This is a genomic window from Pseudomonas sp. 22526, assembly GCF_052044735.1.
Taxonomy (GTDB): domain Bacteria; phylum Pseudomonadota; class Gammaproteobacteria; order Pseudomonadales; family Pseudomonadaceae; genus Aquipseudomonas; species Aquipseudomonas piscium.
Window position 1 is genome coordinate 245,325 of record NZ_JBQENK010000004.1, and the last position, 14,061, is coordinate 259,385.

15 protein-coding genes are annotated in these 14,061 nt (G+C 61.4%); 12 read left to right on the forward strand and 3 right to left on the reverse strand.

Annotation, left to right across the window (positions count from 1 at the left end; genetic code table 11):
- Positions 1–19: 19 nt before the first annotated feature.
- Positions 20–1,072: an NAD(P)-dependent alcohol dehydrogenase gene (locus ACTJKT_RS08050; RefSeq protein WP_440786725.1), complete on the reverse strand. Its 1,053-nt coding sequence runs from the start codon at positions 1,070–1,072 to the stop codon at positions 20–22.
- Positions 1,073–1,252: 180 nt separating this feature from the next.
- Between ACTJKT_RS08050 and ACTJKT_RS08055 the strand changes: the two genes are divergently transcribed.
- Entirely contained in the window at positions 1,253–2,143 is an 891-nt protein-coding gene (locus ACTJKT_RS08055) for an AraC family transcriptional regulator N-terminal domain-containing protein (protein WP_440786726.1), read from the forward strand.
- A gap of 175 nt (positions 2,144–2,318) precedes the next feature.
- Here the strand turns inward: ACTJKT_RS08055 and ACTJKT_RS08060 are convergent, their stop codons facing one another.
- Positions 2,319–3,983, reverse strand: coding sequence for an electron transfer flavoprotein-ubiquinone oxidoreductase (locus ACTJKT_RS08060; RefSeq protein WP_063429157.1), 1,665 nt, complete (start codon positions 3,981–3,983; stop codon positions 2,319–2,321).
- A 546-nt stretch (positions 3,984–4,529) separates the two neighbouring features.
- Here ACTJKT_RS08060 and ACTJKT_RS08065 point away from each other — a divergent pair.
- The 11 genes from ACTJKT_RS08065 (at position 4,530) to ACTJKT_RS08115 (ending at position 12,533) form a co-directional block, all read left to right on the forward strand.
- A complete protein-coding gene (locus ACTJKT_RS08065) occupies positions 4,530–5,279 on the forward strand; it encodes an electron transfer flavoprotein subunit beta/FixA family protein (protein ID WP_062823161.1) in 750 nt (249 codons plus the stop codon).
- A gap of 2 nt (positions 5,280–5,281) precedes the next feature.
- Positions 5,282–6,211, forward strand: coding sequence for an electron transfer flavoprotein subunit alpha/FixB family protein (locus ACTJKT_RS08070; protein WP_440786727.1), 930 nt, complete (start codon positions 5,282–5,284; stop codon positions 6,209–6,211).
- Between the two features lie 82 nt (positions 6,212–6,293).
- A complete protein-coding gene (locus ACTJKT_RS08075; RefSeq protein WP_440786728.1) occupies positions 6,294–7,118 on the forward strand; it encodes a substrate-binding periplasmic protein in 825 nt (274 codons plus the stop codon).
- A gap of 9 nt (positions 7,119–7,127) precedes the next feature.
- Positions 7,128–7,484, forward strand: coding sequence for a DUF4398 domain-containing protein (locus ACTJKT_RS08080; RefSeq protein WP_009042881.1), 357 nt, complete (start codon positions 7,128–7,130; stop codon positions 7,482–7,484).
- Positions 7,481–8,293, forward strand: a complete 813-nt coding sequence (locus tag ACTJKT_RS08085) for an OmpA family protein (protein ID WP_440786729.1) — start codon at positions 7,481–7,483, stop codon at positions 8,291–8,293. Before ACTJKT_RS08080 ends, ACTJKT_RS08085 begins: the two co-directional genes overlap by 4 nt.
- A 201-nt stretch (positions 8,294–8,494) precedes the next feature.
- Positions 8,495–9,934: an aminotransferase-like domain-containing protein gene (locus tag ACTJKT_RS08090; RefSeq protein ID WP_007928140.1), complete on the forward strand. Its 1,440-nt coding sequence runs from the start codon at positions 8,495–8,497 to the stop codon at positions 9,932–9,934.
- Between the two features lie 79 nt (positions 9,935–10,013).
- A complete protein-coding gene (locus ACTJKT_RS08095; protein WP_440786730.1) occupies positions 10,014–10,523 on the forward strand; it encodes a translation initiation factor 2 in 510 nt (169 codons plus the stop codon).
- Positions 10,524–10,691: 168 nt separating this feature from the next.
- On the forward strand, positions 10,692–10,946 hold the full coding sequence (locus ACTJKT_RS08100) for a YkgJ family cysteine cluster protein (protein WP_080710501.1): 255 nt from the start codon (positions 10,692–10,694) through the stop codon (positions 10,944–10,946).
- 43 nt (positions 10,947–10,989) lie between these two features.
- The gene (locus tag ACTJKT_RS08105; protein WP_440786731.1) at positions 10,990–11,598 is read left to right on the forward strand and encodes an START domain-containing protein; all 609 of its coding nucleotides are present in this window, start codon (positions 10,990–10,992) and stop codon (positions 11,596–11,598) included.
- Between the two features lie 113 nt (positions 11,599–11,711).
- Positions 11,712–11,969, forward strand: coding sequence for a hypothetical protein (locus tag ACTJKT_RS08110; protein ID WP_007928144.1), 258 nt, complete (start codon positions 11,712–11,714; stop codon positions 11,967–11,969).
- A gap of 222 nt (positions 11,970–12,191) precedes the next feature.
- On the forward strand, positions 12,192–12,533 hold the full coding sequence (locus ACTJKT_RS08115) for a ribonuclease E inhibitor RraB (RefSeq protein ID WP_009042886.1): 342 nt from the start codon (positions 12,192–12,194) through the stop codon (positions 12,531–12,533).
- A 470-nt stretch (positions 12,534–13,003) separates the two neighbouring features.
- On the opposite strand, the gene ACTJKT_RS08120 is transcribed toward ACTJKT_RS08115, so the two are convergent.
- A complete protein-coding gene (locus ACTJKT_RS08120; RefSeq protein WP_440786732.1) occupies positions 13,004–13,816 on the reverse strand; it encodes a c-type cytochrome in 813 nt (270 codons plus the stop codon).
- Between the last annotated feature and the right edge of the window lie 245 nt (positions 13,817–14,061).

Here is a 14,061-nt window from a genome sequence, read left to right on the forward strand (position 1 = left end):
CGCTCCTACGGGGTCGCGTTTATTGCTTGAGGGTGGCCATGTCGATGACGAAACGGTATTTCACATCGCCGGCGATCATCCGCGCGTAAGCCTCGTTGATCTGACGGATGTCGAGCATTTCGATGTCGCAGCTGATGTTGTGCTCGGCGCAGAAATCCAGCACTTCCTGGGTTTCGGTGACGCCGCCGATCAGCGAGCCAGCCAGCACGCGACGGCCCAACACCAGCTTGGCCGCGTGCACGGGCGGGTCCACCGGTTCGATCAGGCCGACCAGGATGTGTACACCGTCGAAGCGCAGGGTATCCAGGTAGGGGTTGAGGTCGTGTTGCACCGGGATGGTGTCCAGCAGGAAGTCGAAGCGGCCGGCCGCGGCCTTCATCTGTTCGGCATCGGTGGAGACGATCACATGATCGGCGCCCTGGCGACGACCTTCCTCAGCCTTGCTTGCCGAACGGGTGAACAGGGTCACTTCCGCGCCCAGGGCCTTGGCGAACTTGATGCCCATGTGGCCCAGGCCGCCCATGCCGAGAATGCCCACCTTGTCGCCGGCCTTCACCCCGTAGTGCTTGAGCGGCGAGTAGGTGGTGATGCCCGCGCAGAGGATCGGCGCGGCGCTGGCCAGGTCGAGCTGCTCGGGGATGCGCACGACAAAGTGCTCGCTGACCACAATGCTGTCGGAGTAACCGCCCATGGTGTTGCTGCCGTCGACCCGGTCCGGGGTGGCGTAAGTCATGGTCGGGCCTTCCAGGCAGTACTGCTCCAGGTTGGCGGCGCAGGCTTCGCAATGCCGGCAGGAGTCGACCATGCAGCCGACGCCGACCAGATCGCCGACCTTGTGCTTGGTCACTTGGGCACCGACCGCGGTGACCTTGCCGACGATCTCATGGCCCGGCATCAGCGGGTACACGGCGATGCCCCATTCATTGCGGGCCTGGTGGATATCGGAGTGGCAGACGCCGCAGTAGAGAATCTCGATGGCCACGTCGTCGGGGCGCGGGCTGCGTCGCTGAAAGCTCATGGGGGCGAGGGGCGTGGTGGCTGACTGGGCGGCGTAACCTATGGCTGTGTACATGATGAACCTCGCAAAAGCACTGACAGGTGAGGCGGGCCATTCTCGGCGCCGCTGCCTGGTGCGAACATGGCGATTCCTCGCCATGTCATGCCTATTCCTCCGCCATCGGCCATTTGCCCGCGGCATTGGCGTTCAGACCTGCGATGATGTTTTCATCCCTTTTTCCGTGAAGTTTTCCCCATGTTGTTGACCCGTCATCTCGATGCCAACGCCACCCTGGTGTCCCTGATCCAGCCCCTTGCGACCCGCGACGGTTTCGTCCCCACGGCGCTGCCCGAGGTCAAGGTGCTGCGGGCCAGTTGCGATGTGGCTCGTGGCCCGCAGATCTACGAGCCGAGCCTGATGATCATCGTCCAGGGCAGCAAACTGGCGTACCTGGGCCCGCGGACCCTGGAGTACGGCGCCGGGCATTACCTGATCCAGGCATTGTCGGTGCCCTTCGAGTGCGAGACCTTCGCCATGTCCGATGCGCCGTTGCTCGGGGTTTCCATCGCCATCGATCGGGCGCTGTTGGGCGAACTGGTGCTGGCGATGGGAGGTGCCGCGGGGCGCAGTGTCCAGGCACAGACCCCGGAGTCCATGACCTCGGTGGTGCTCGACGACACCATGCGCGGTTGCGTGGAGCGCCTGCTGCGCTGCCTGCACGATCCTCTGGAGTGCAAGGTGATGGGCCAGGCGCGCTTGCGCGAATTGATGTTCACCGTCTTGCGCGGGCCCCAGGCCGATGTGCTGCGCGCGCTGGTGGAGCAGCACGGGCAGTTCGCCCGGATTTCCGCCTCGCTGAATCACTTGCACGAGCATTACACCGAGCCGCTGAACGTCGAGACCCTGGCCCGTTGCGCGAACATGAGCGCCTCGACCTTCCATGAGCACTTCAAGCGCAGCACGCTGCTGTCGCCGGTGCAGTACCTCAAGCGCCTGCGCTTGCTCAAGGCGCAGCAGTTGCTGCTGGGGGAGGGGCTGGGCGTGGCCCAGGTGGCGCATCGGGTGGGTTACCAGAGCACCTCGCAATTCAGCCGCGAGTACAAGCGCTACTTCGAGCGCAATCCGGGGGATGAGCGAGCGGCCTGATGGGTTGGAGCGACACTCTTCTGTAGGAGCGAGGCTTGCCCGCGATGAATGGCGCCACGGTCCGGCAGACGCAGCGCAGTGGTTTCATCGCACGCAAGCTGTGCTCCTACAGAAGCGGAGCGCGGGCAATAAAAAAGGCCCCCGTTCGGGAGCCTTTTTTCTTCAAGCGTACGCCTTACATGTTCGGGTAAGTCGGGCCGCCCGCGCCTTCCGGCGCGACCCAGGTGATGTTCTGCGCCGGGTCCTTGATGTCGCAGGTCTTGCAGTGCACGCAGTTCTGGGCGTTGATCTGGAAGCGCTTCTCGCCATCTTCCTTGGTGATCACTTCATACACCCCGGCAGGGCAGTAGCGTTGAGCAGGCTCGTCGTACAGCGGCAGGTTCTTGCCGATCGGGATGCTCGGGTCGGTCAGCTTCAGGTGGCAAGGCTGTTCTTCTTCATGGTTGGTACCCGAGATGAACACCGAGCTGAGTTTGTCGAAGCTGAGCTTGCCGTCCGGTTTCGGGTAGTCGATCTTCTTGCAGTCCGCCGCCAGCTTCAGGCAGGCGTAGTCCGGCTTGGTGTCGTGCAGGGTGAATGGCAGCTTGCCGCCGAAGATGTTCTGGTCGACCCAGTTGAAACCGCCTCCGACGATGGCGCCGTACTTGTGGATCGCCGAGCCGAAGTTGCGGCTGGCGAACAGTTCTTCGTACAGCCAGCTGGACTTGAACGCTTCTACATAGGTATTCAGCTCGTCGGCGCCTTCGGAACCGGCGAACAGCGCATCGGCCACGGCGTCAGCGGCGAGCATGCCGGACTTCATGGCGGTGTGGCTGCCCTTGATCTTGGCGAAGTTCAGGGTGCCCAGGTCGCAGCCGATCAACGCGCCGCCCTTGAACACCATTTTCGGCAGCGAGTTCAGGCCGCCTTTGCAGATGGCCCGCGCGCCGTAGCTGACGCGCTTGCCGCCTTCGAGGTACTGCTTGAGCACCGGGTGATGCTTGAGGCGCTGGAACTCGTCGAACGGCGACAGATAAGTGTTGCTGTAGGACAGGTCGACGATCAGGCCGACCACCACCTGGTTGTTTTCCAGGTGATAAAGGAAGGAGCCGCCGGTGTTCTCGGTGCCCATGATGTCCAGCGGCCAGCCGGCGGTGTGGACCACCAGGCCTGGCTGATGCTTGGCCGGGTCGATTTCCCAGATTTCCTTGAGGCCGATGCCGTAGTGCTGGGCGTCGGCGTCGCTGTCCAGGTTGAAGCGCTGGATCAGCTGCTTGCCGATGTGGCCACGGCAGCCTTCGGCGAACAGGGTGTACTTGCCACGCAGTTCCATGCCAGGGGTGTACAGGCCTTCCTTCGGATTGCCTTCGCGGTCGACACCCAGGTCGCCGGTGATGATCCCGCGAACCACGCCGTTGTCGTCGAACAGGGCTTCCTGGGCGGCGAAGCCCGGGTAGATTTCCACGCCCAGGTTCTCGGCCTGCTGGGCCAGCCAGCGGCACAGGTTGCCCAGGGAGATGATGTAGTTGCCTTCGTTGTGCATGGTCTTGGGCACAAAGAAGTCGGGAACTTTGATCGAGCTGTCGGCGTTTTTCAGGACATAGATGTCATCGCGCTTGACCGGGGTGTTCAGCGGCGCGCCGAGTTCCTTCCAGTCCGGGAACAGCTCGTTCAGGGCGCGCGGTTCGAACACGGCGCCGGAAAGAATGTGAGCACCGACTTCGGAGCCTTTTTCGACCACGCAGACGCTGATTTCCTTACCGGCTTCGGCGGCCTTCTGCTTCAGTCGGCAGGCGGCGGACAAGCCAGCGGGGCCGGCACCGACGATGACCACGTCGAATTCCATGTATTCGCGTTCCACAGGCTATCTCCTACTCAAGGCTCAACGGTTTTTTCTAATTGGAGGTTGGGTGTCGCATCGATGATTTTCTCCGCCGGACAGGGGAGTGGACAATGAACGACCCGCCTTTTTCTCTAGGCGGCGCATTATATCTACACCACTCCCAGGGGCCAATACAAACGTTTGTTTGAATTTGCTGGAGGCCGTGTAGAATCGAAGAAACGCGGCTTATGACTGACCATTTTGCCGTATTGACCAGAATAGGCGTTCCGGTCAAGATACGGTCGGTTTTGCGCTCGCCGTAGGCTGACTGTTGGTTTCAAGAGCACCTCTAAAGACAGGGCGAAGGCAGTACAAAGGTGACGCAACGTGCAGTTTACACGCCGCGATAAAGAATGACCGGCCAGTCGCTACTGACGAACGGTCATCATCCCGTGAGCAGGGTCATCTGTCTGCTGTTGCAAGAGTCCATGCCAGCGTTTTTAGAGGTGCCCTTGTGCCCGATGAGCATCAACCGCCAGGTTCGCCTAGGCGACTTTCTTTTCACCGGAGAGTAACGAGGAATCCATGAAGGTTCTTGTAGCTGTCAAACGCGTTGTCGATTACAACGTCAAGGTTCGCGTCAAGGCGGACAATTCCGGCGTCGACCTCGCCAACGTCAAGATGTCGATGAACCCTTTCTGCGAAATCGCAGTGGAAGAAGCCGTACGCCTGAAAGAAAAAGGCGTAGCGACTGAAATCGTCGTCGTCTCCATCGGTCCCGCTACTGCTCAAGAGCAACTGCGTACCGCCCTGGCGCTGGGTGCCGATCGTGCCATCCTCGTCGAATCCGCTGATGAACTGAACTCCCTGGCCGTGGCCAAGCTGCTCAAGGCCGTGGTCGACAAGGAACAGCCTCAGCTGGTGATCCTTGGCAAGCAAGCCATCGACAGCGACAACAACCAGACCGGCCAGATGCTGGCTGCCCTGAGCGGTTACGCTCAAGGCACCTTCGCCTCCAAGGTCATCGTTGCGGGCGACAAGGTTGCCGTGACCCGTGAAATCGACGGCGGTCTGCAAACCGTTTCGCTGAACCTGCCAGCGATCGTCACCACCGACCTGCGTTTGAACGAGCCGCGCTACGCGTCTCTGCCAAACATCATGAAAGCCAAGAAGAAGCCGCTTGAAGTGCTGACTCCTGATGCTTTGGGCGTTTCCACCGCCTCTACCAATAAGACCCTGAAAGTCGAAGCGCCGGCTGCACGCAGCGCGGGTATCAAGGTCAAGTCGGTCGCTGAACTGGTCGAGAAACTGAAAAACGAAGCGAAGGTAATCTGACCATGACTATCTTGGTAATCGCTGAACACGACAACAAGGTGCTGGCTCCGGCCACCCTGAACACCGTTGCTGCCGCTGCCAAAATTGGCGGCGACATCCACGTTCTGGTTGCCGGCCAGGGCGCTGGCGCCGTGGCTGAAGCCGCTGCGAAAATCGCTGGCGTGAGTAAAGTCCTGTCCGCTGACAACGCTGCCTACGCGCATCAGCTGCCGGAAAACGTTGCTCCGCTGGTCGCCGAGCTGGGCAAGGGCTACAGCCACATCCTGGCCGCCGCCACTTCCAACGGCAAAAACATCCTGCCGCGCGTTGCTGCGCAGCTGGACGTCGACCAGATCTCCGAGATCATCTCGGTAGAAAGCGCCGACACCTTCAAGCGTCCGATCTATGCCGGTAACGCCATTGCCACCGTGCAATCGAACGCTGCCGTGAAGGTCATCACCGTGCGCGCCACCGGTTTCGACCCGGTTGCCGCCGAAGGCGGTTCGGCCGCTGTCGAAGCGGTTGCTGCCGCTCACGATGCAGGCAAATCGAACTTCGTCGGCGAAGAGCTGGCCAAGTCCGACCGTCCTGAACTGACCGCTGCCAAGATCGTCATTTCCGGCGGCCGCGGCATGCAGAACGGCGACAACTTCAAACACCTGTACGCCCTGGCCGACAAGCTGGGCGCTGCCGTGGGTGCTTCGCGCGCCGCGGTCGACGCAGGTTTCGTACCCAACGACATGCAGGTCGGCCAGACCGGCAAGATCGTTGCGCCACAGCTGTACATCGCCGTCGGTATCTCCGGCGCGATCCAGCACCTGGCCGGCATGAAAGACTCCAAGGTGATCGTTGCGATCAACAAGGACGAAGAAGCGCCGATCTTCCAGGTGGCCGATTACGGCCTGGTGGCGGACTTGTTCGAAGCCGTACCTGAGCTGGAGAAGCTGGTCTAATCCAGCGGCTTCACTTATAAGAGAGCCCGGTCTTTTGGCCGGGCTTTTTTATTGTCTGGGATTTGAGTGGGAGAATTTCGCCATGGATCTGCGCCGCCTGGGTGGCCTGTCAGTGCTGCTGGGACTGACATTGATGCCGTTGTCGTCGATGGCCGCTGGCAAATGCGAGCGCCTGGTGGTGACCGGCAGTCCGGACGCCCCGCCGTATCTGTGGCGCGACCCGCAGGACCCCAGCCACCTGATTGGCGCCAGCGCCGAACTGCTGCAGCACGTGGCGCAGGAACTGGGGATCAAGGTCGAGCTGTTGTATGCCGGCAAACGCTCCGCCGCCCTGGACGAAGTGCGCAGCGGGCGCATGGACATGCTGGCCGACGCGCCACTGACGGTGAATGAGCTGGAAGCACTGGACTACATTCATCCGCCGCTGCTGGAGAACGATTTCCTGGTCTGGACCCGCAAGGGCTCGACGCTGAGCTACAGCCAGCCGTCGGACCTGCATGGGCATACCGGCGCATTGTCGGAAAGGGCGCGCCTGACGCCGTCCTTCGAAGCCTTCGCCAAGGAGCAATTGAGCCTGACCCGCATGCCGAACCTGACCCAGGCGTTCCAGAAACTGCTGCTGGGGGAGGTGGAGTACGTACTGGCTGGACGCTACGCCGGCACGGCCCTGGCCCAGTCACTGGGCATGGCCAACGATCTGCTGGCATTCCCGCAACCTGCCGACAAACCCGGGCTGTTTCTGGCCGTCTCGCACAACTCCGCCTGCAACGACCCATGGTTGCGCGGACAGTTGGCGAAAAAGATGACAGAATTGCCCGCGTCCGGTCTGACGGAAGCCGTGCTGCAGCGCAATCTCGAGCGTTGGAAGGCACAGTTGCAGCAACCTGTCAGCACCCCCAAACAGTAGGGATTTCTAGTGAGTATTCGACCTCTTTTCGCTGCCCTGGCCGTCCTGGCTCTGGCGGGTTGTGCAGCCGATCCGGCGCCGAATGAACAAATGCGCTTGACCGAACAAACCCTGGCCCAGGCCAAGGCCGTGGGGGCCACGGCAGAGGATGTGCCGGAAATGAAACTGGCCGAGGACAAGTTCGCCCGCGCCCAACGCAACATGCAGGAAGAGTCGTTCAAGCACGCGCGCATGCGTGCCGAACAGGCGGAACTGGATGCGCGCCTGGCCGAGGCGCGAGTCCTGACCCTGAAAAGCCAGGAACAGCTGAACCTCGTCCAGACCCGCATCACTCGTCTGCGCAAGCAGTTGGGAGATGCCCAATGATTCGTCTGACTCGAGTATTGGGTGGTGTCCTGCTGATCGCCTGCACCGGCCTCTACGGCTGCGCCGGACAGCGCAGCGAATCGGCGCTGGAACAGGCCGGCGAGGACTTCCAGAAGGTCAAGGAAGACTCCAACGTGCTACGCATCGCGCCCAAGGACGTGATCCGCGCCGGTGAGTCCCTGGCCCGGGCCGATCGCCTGTCCAGCTACTGGGGCAGCGGTTCGGATGTGGTGCATTACGCCTACCTCAGCCAGCGCTACAGCGAAATCGCCCGCGAGCACACCAACCAGGCGCTGAACCAGGAGCAGGCGGCCAAGCTCGAGCTGGAACGCCAGCGCCTGCAACTGGCCCTGCGCGAGGCCAAGCTGCTGAGCGTGCAGCAACAGGGCAAGTGGCTGGAAGAGCAGATCATCAACCTGGCGACGACCCAGACCGATCGCGGGCTGGTGATGACCCTGGGCGATGTGCTGTTCGACACCGGTGAAGCGGAGCTGAAAAGCTCGGCCAACCGCACCGTGTTGAAGGTTGTGCAATTTCTCCAGTTGAACCCCAAGCGTGTGGTGCGGATTGAGGGCTATACGGACAACACCGGCGACAAGCAGAGCAATCTGAAACTGTCCCGCGACCGGGCGCAGGCCGTGGCCGATATCCTGGTGGACCTGGGGGTCGAGGAGAAACGGGTCCAGGTCGAAGGTTATGGCGATGAGTACCCGGTCGAGGCCAACGCCTCGGAACGTGGGCGGGCGCAGAACCGTCGGGTGGAAATCGTCTTCTCCGACGAGAAAGGCCAGCTGGGCGCCGCGCGCTAAGACGCGGATGGTCAAAACAACCCGGTATCCCTGTGGCGCCGGGTTTTTTTGTGCCTGACGATTGGCACACAAAACAGTACAGTTTTTGCTGACACTGCCCTGTATGGTCGACTATTGTGGCAACTGTCCCAGTACACTTATGAACTGTTCCGGTATCGTCATCCACAAGAATAAAATGCCGGTGAAATCGAGTGCAGCGTCATGACCAATCTCTTGCTTTATCAACGTATCGCTCAGCAGTTGGCTGAAGATATCCGTCGTGGTGTGTACCAGCCCGGGGAGCGCGTACCCTCGGTACGCAAGATGAGTTCCCAGCTCAACGTCAGCCACGCCACGGTGCTCCAGGCCTACGCCAATCTCGAGGATCAGGGGCTGATCCGCGCCCGTCCGCAGTCGGGTTATTACGTGCACCAGACCCCGGCGCTGACCGCGCCGACCCCGGACATCGCCCGGGTCGAGCGGCCGGGCCTGGTGACGCGCAGCAGCATCATTCATCAGGTACTGGTGGAGTCGCGCCGTGAAGGCGTGTTTCCGCTGGGCGCTGCGGTGCCGAGCGTCGATTACCTGCCGGTGCGGGCGCTGCACCAGCAATTGGCCAAGGTCACTCGTTTCCACAGCCCGCGCGCCTTCAGCTACATGTTCAGCCCCGGTTTCGAGCCGTTGCGCCGCCAGGTGGCGATCCGTATGCGCGACGCCGGCGTGGTGGTCGATCCGTCCGAGGTGGTGATCACCCACGGCTGCGTGGATGCCCTGCAGATGTCGTTGCGCGTGCTGACTCGCCCGGGCGACCTGATCGCCGCGGAGTCGCCGACTTACTACGGCCTGCTGCAACTGGCCGACCTGCTGGGGCTCAAGGTCATCGAGATTCCCAGCGACCCTTCCACCGGCATGAGCCTGGAAGCGCTGCAACTGGCAGCCAACCAGTGGTCGATCAAGGCCCTGGTGTTGACCACGCGCCTGAGCAATCCACTGGGCGGCACCATGCCGGAAGAGCGGCAAAAGCAGTTGCTGCGCCTGGCCTCGGATTTCGATATCCAGGTGGTCGAAGACGATATCTACGGCGAACTGATGTTCGAGGTCGGTCGGACCAAGGCGCTGAAAGCCTATGACCGGCTGGATCGGGTGATCTATTGCTCGAGCTTTTCCAAGACCCTGTCACCCGGCGTGCGCATCGGCTGGATGATTGCCGGCAAGTTCCAGCAGGAAATCCAGCGCTTGCAGACTTTCAGCACCCACTCGGCCTGCAGCGTCACCCAGATGGGCGTCGCAGCCTACCTGGAGAACGGCGGTTACGACCGGCATCTGCGTTTCATCCGTCAGGAGTACCGCAAGAACCTCAGTGCCTTTCAGCTGGCGGTGCAGCAGTACTTCCCGGAGGGCACGCAGATTACCCGTCCGAACGGCGGTTTCATTCTCTGGGTCAGCCTGCCGGGGCGGGTCAATACCCAGGAATTGCATGTCCGGGCATTGCAGCAGGGCATCAGTATCGCGCCGGGGCTGATCTTCAGTAATACCGAGCAGTTCAACCACTGCATTCGCCTCAACTGCGGCACGCCGTGGAATCGCGAGGCCGAGCGGGCACTGATGACCCTGGGCATGTTGGCCAGCCAGCTGTGCCAGGAGGCCGCGGGCGGTTTTTGAAGGATCGGTTACCGCGCTTGTTTTCGCGCGGTCAACAGGCGAGCATATGGCTCTTTGCCGCCGATCCTGTTGCCTCTCTATGAAAGCGATTTTTCCTGTTGCCTGGGTATTGGTCAGTGTCTTGGGTGCTTTCGGCACGGCCAGCGTTCTGGCGGCTCCGGCCCAGGAAAAGGTCGCGGCAAGCGCCACCGCGAATAAGTCGCAGAAAACCGCAGCAGCCAAGAAAACCGCACCGGTAAAGAAGGCGGCGGCTAGCAAGGCCAAACCCAAGGCCAAGGCACAGCCAAGGCGCGCGCCAATCGCCTCCAAGTCCAAGTCTGCCAGCGAGATCGTGAAGATGCCTTTGCCTTCGGCCAAGGTGGATCTGAGCCTGCCGCCGGAAATGGTCAAGCAATTGCAGCCGATCGGCTCGGTCAACCAACCCAAGCGCACTCCGTTGCTGCCGCCGATGTTCGGCGAGAAACCCAAGGACGACAGTCCGTTCCAGCTCAACGGCCGCCTGCTGAGCAACGAAATGCAGTTGCAGCTGCGCAATGACGAGCGGCGGGATGTGGAAGGCGCGGCGCTGGATTTCGAGTTCAAGCAGTAAAGCCTCATCCTGACTGTGACCCGCGGCCCTGACGCTTTGTCGGAGACTGGTCAGTCACGCGAGCCTGAGAGCAAAAACCAGCGGATGGCCAATTTCAAACGGCTGTTTTAGCGGTTACTCTAGTCCGCGTCATTTCAATACTTTGCCCGTCGCGAGGAGCTTGTCGTCATGAACTGCCGTGAAGGCTGTGGCGCCTGTTGCATTGCCCCTTCCATCAGTACCCCGATACCCGGAATGCCCAATGGCAAACCGGCCGGAGAGCGTTGCATCCATCTTTCCGTCGAACTGCTGTGCGGTTTGTTCGGCCAACCCGAACGGCCCGCCGTCTGTGGTGCGTTCCAGGCCGATGTCGAAGTCTGCGGCGGCAGTCGGGAAGAGGCTATCCGCTTGTTGGGCTGGTGGGAGCAAATGACGGCGGCGTGAAGTGTTTTCAATGAACGGAACTTCAACAATAAGGAATAAGACAATGGGTTCGCTGCATCGAATTGCTGTGCTCTGTGGGTTGACCGTTCTGCTCTCGGCAACCGCCCACGCCGAAGATTGGCAAACGGCCAAGGATGAGGACGGTATCAAGGTCTCCTTGAGTGAAGTGGCCGGTTCCAAATACAAGGCCTACCGGGGCGTGACCACCATGAAAACCAGCGTGGCCAAGCTGCGCGCGCTGCAGGACGACGTGACGGGCGCCTGCGCCTGGATCCACGAATGCAAGTCGCAGAAGCTGCTCAAGCACGAAGGTGAGCAGAGCTGGACCTACACCCAGTTCAATACCCCGTGGCCGGTCACCCCGCGTGATTCGGTGCTGCACGTCACCACCAGCGAAGCGGCCGACGGCAGCCTGACCCGCAAGCTCGAGGGCATACCGACCTATGTTCCCGAGGAGAAAGGTTTCGTGCGTGTCGCCCAGGTCGAAGGCTTCTGGAAATTCGTGCCCAAGGGCGCGGACCAGGTCGAAGTGACCTACCAGGTGCACACCGAGCCGGGTGGCAGCGTGCCGTCCTGGCTGGCCAACAAGTTTGTCGTGGATGCGCCGTTCAACACCCTCAAGGCATTGAAGGCGCGCGCCGAGAAGCCATAAGCGCCGATCGTTGCGAAAAGGCTGCCCCAGGGCAGCCTTTTTTAATGGCGCCGCCGGGCCCCTGGTTTGAACGATCATTGGCTCTTCAGGGTCGACATCTTATGAGTCCATTCATGGGCTTCATCAAGGAGGCACTGATGCAAAAGTGGCAAGTCACTTTCGTTGACGATCATGGTGTCCAGTCAGTGGAGCAATTCGACTGTGAGCAGCAGCCCAGCATGGAGGAGGCGGCACAATTGATTCGCGCAAAGCTTCTGCCGGTTCCGGCCGAGCTTGACCTCAACGATCTGGAGGGGCGTACCGACGACCCTACGCTCAAGAGCCTGAAAGATCAGAACAGCATTCAAATCCTCAGCATTACGCCGATTTAATCTTTAATGCGCAAAGCCCTACCGAGCTTGAACCCAGACCTTGGCAGCGCCTGTGTCTTGGCGCTACTCTGCATCCGAGATCAGCGAATGAATCGCTAAGGTCTGGTCTTGTCAGCTACATGCTTGTTTCCTGGCGGCGATCTTCTCGCCGCAAGCCTGCACCGTGCGGTGACAGGCAAGGGAGTACGGAAAGTCTATCCATCGGTTTGAGGAGGACGTTTCATGAGCACAGCCTATCAAGAAGACATCAGCAGCAGCGTGCTGCGCCGCATGAAAGAAGGCGGTTTCGACTTTTCACGATTCCATCCCATCGAGTTCTACGCCATTTTCCCGGACGAGGAGCGGGCACGCAGGGCAGCAGGACAGTTCCGCGGTGAATCCTTGAATGCCCAGGTCAGCGTGCGCGATGACGGCGCCTGGTACCTGGAGCTGAGCAAGGTGATGTACGCCACCTATGGCGGCATCGGCGATTTCGAACAGGACTTTGAAGCAGTGGTCGCGCCCCTGGGCGGGATCATCGAGGGTTGGGGCGTGAAGCAGGAGGTTCGAGGGCGACTCGTTTAGTGCATATGAATAGCGTCAAGACTCAGCATCGGCTGACCTTCGGGTCGGCCGATTTCGTTTCTGCCACCGGAATTTGTAGGAGCGAGGCTTGCCCGCGATAAGGCTGATGCGGTTCTACCGAAATACCGCGCTGTCNCCTCGCTCCTACAGAGGCGGGGCAAAAAAAGGCCACCCGCTGAGGGTGGCCAAAAGGGAAGACCGGTAGGAGAGGAAACCGGTCGGGGACATTCCGGGTCCGGCTGCCATTGGCGCCATGAGAGGTGGGGCATCGACTGCGCACCCTGGTGGTGCTGAAGTCATCTGCGCTGTTGCAGCGAATTCTGCGCAGTTTTGCCCAAGCGGTGAAATCAAGTCTGGCTATGCCGTCGATAGCCATTGCATTGCAATGGAGCGCTTGCCGGGGAATGCGCTCGACTGTAGGAGCGAGGCTTGCCCGCGATAGCGCCCTGAAGAACACCGCAAGACCAGCCCTATTGCGCCGCCTGCTTACGCCCTGCCATATGCTTCAGATACCCCACCAGCAACTCCAGCTCGGCATCCGGCAATACGCTGCTTGCAAAGGCCGGCATCTTTGCCTGCGGCCAGCGGCGCAGGCTCTGTGGGTCACGGATATAACGCTTGAGGAAGTCCGCACCGAAATACTCGGTGGGGCTGTAGGGGATATTCAGATCCGGGCCGAACTGCGAGTCGCCGGCGCCGTTGAGGCGATGGCAGGCCAGGCAGTTCTTCTGGAACAGGGCGAAGCCCTGGTTCACCGGGTCGCTGGCCGCCAGCTTGGGATCCGGGCGCAGGGCCGGGAAACGTTCGGCCACCGGCGCCAGGCGCTTGATGCTCGCCACTTCGAACGGCCATTGCTCGGGGCTGATATGACCGGCCTGGGGGTTGGTCCACACCAGGTAGAAAGGCCCGGCGCTGTGCTTGCCTTCAGCCAGGGGCGGCCAGGGCTTGGCCGGGTCTTCGATGGCCAGCCAGGCCTGGGCGCCGTCCTGGTTGAGCAGGGGCGCGGCGGGCAGTTCGGCGGCGAAACCGTCCAGGGCGACGGCCTGCAGATGGTCGTCGGCCTTGACCCCGGTGAGCAGGGCCGAGATCGGCACCGCGCGGTAACTCATGTCGCGTTTGTACGACACGTCGTCCTTGACGGTGACGGTCCGGGCCAGAGGGTGCTTGAGCAGTTCATCGGTCTGCCAGGTGCGGCTGCCGGCCCCCAGTTCCAGGGTCAGCTGCGCGGCATGCACAGGCGTGGCGAGCAGCAGGGCGCTGCACAGGAGGATAAGAGATTTCAATTGATCGCTGTTCCGTCGCTGGGGTGGAGAGCAGCGCGTAGGGCCTGTCTCCAGTTTTCTGATAAGCGCGACGCCGCCCTGATTCAGCGTGGCCGCGGCGTCAGAAAGAGTGGCACACAAGCGCCGGCCCCGGTAGCGAACCGGAGCACAAAGATGCGATTGCGTGACGGGATGGCCACGCCTCTAGCCGATCACTTTGGTGAGGTTCGGCAAGATCAGAAGCAAGGTGGTTGCGAACAGAATGA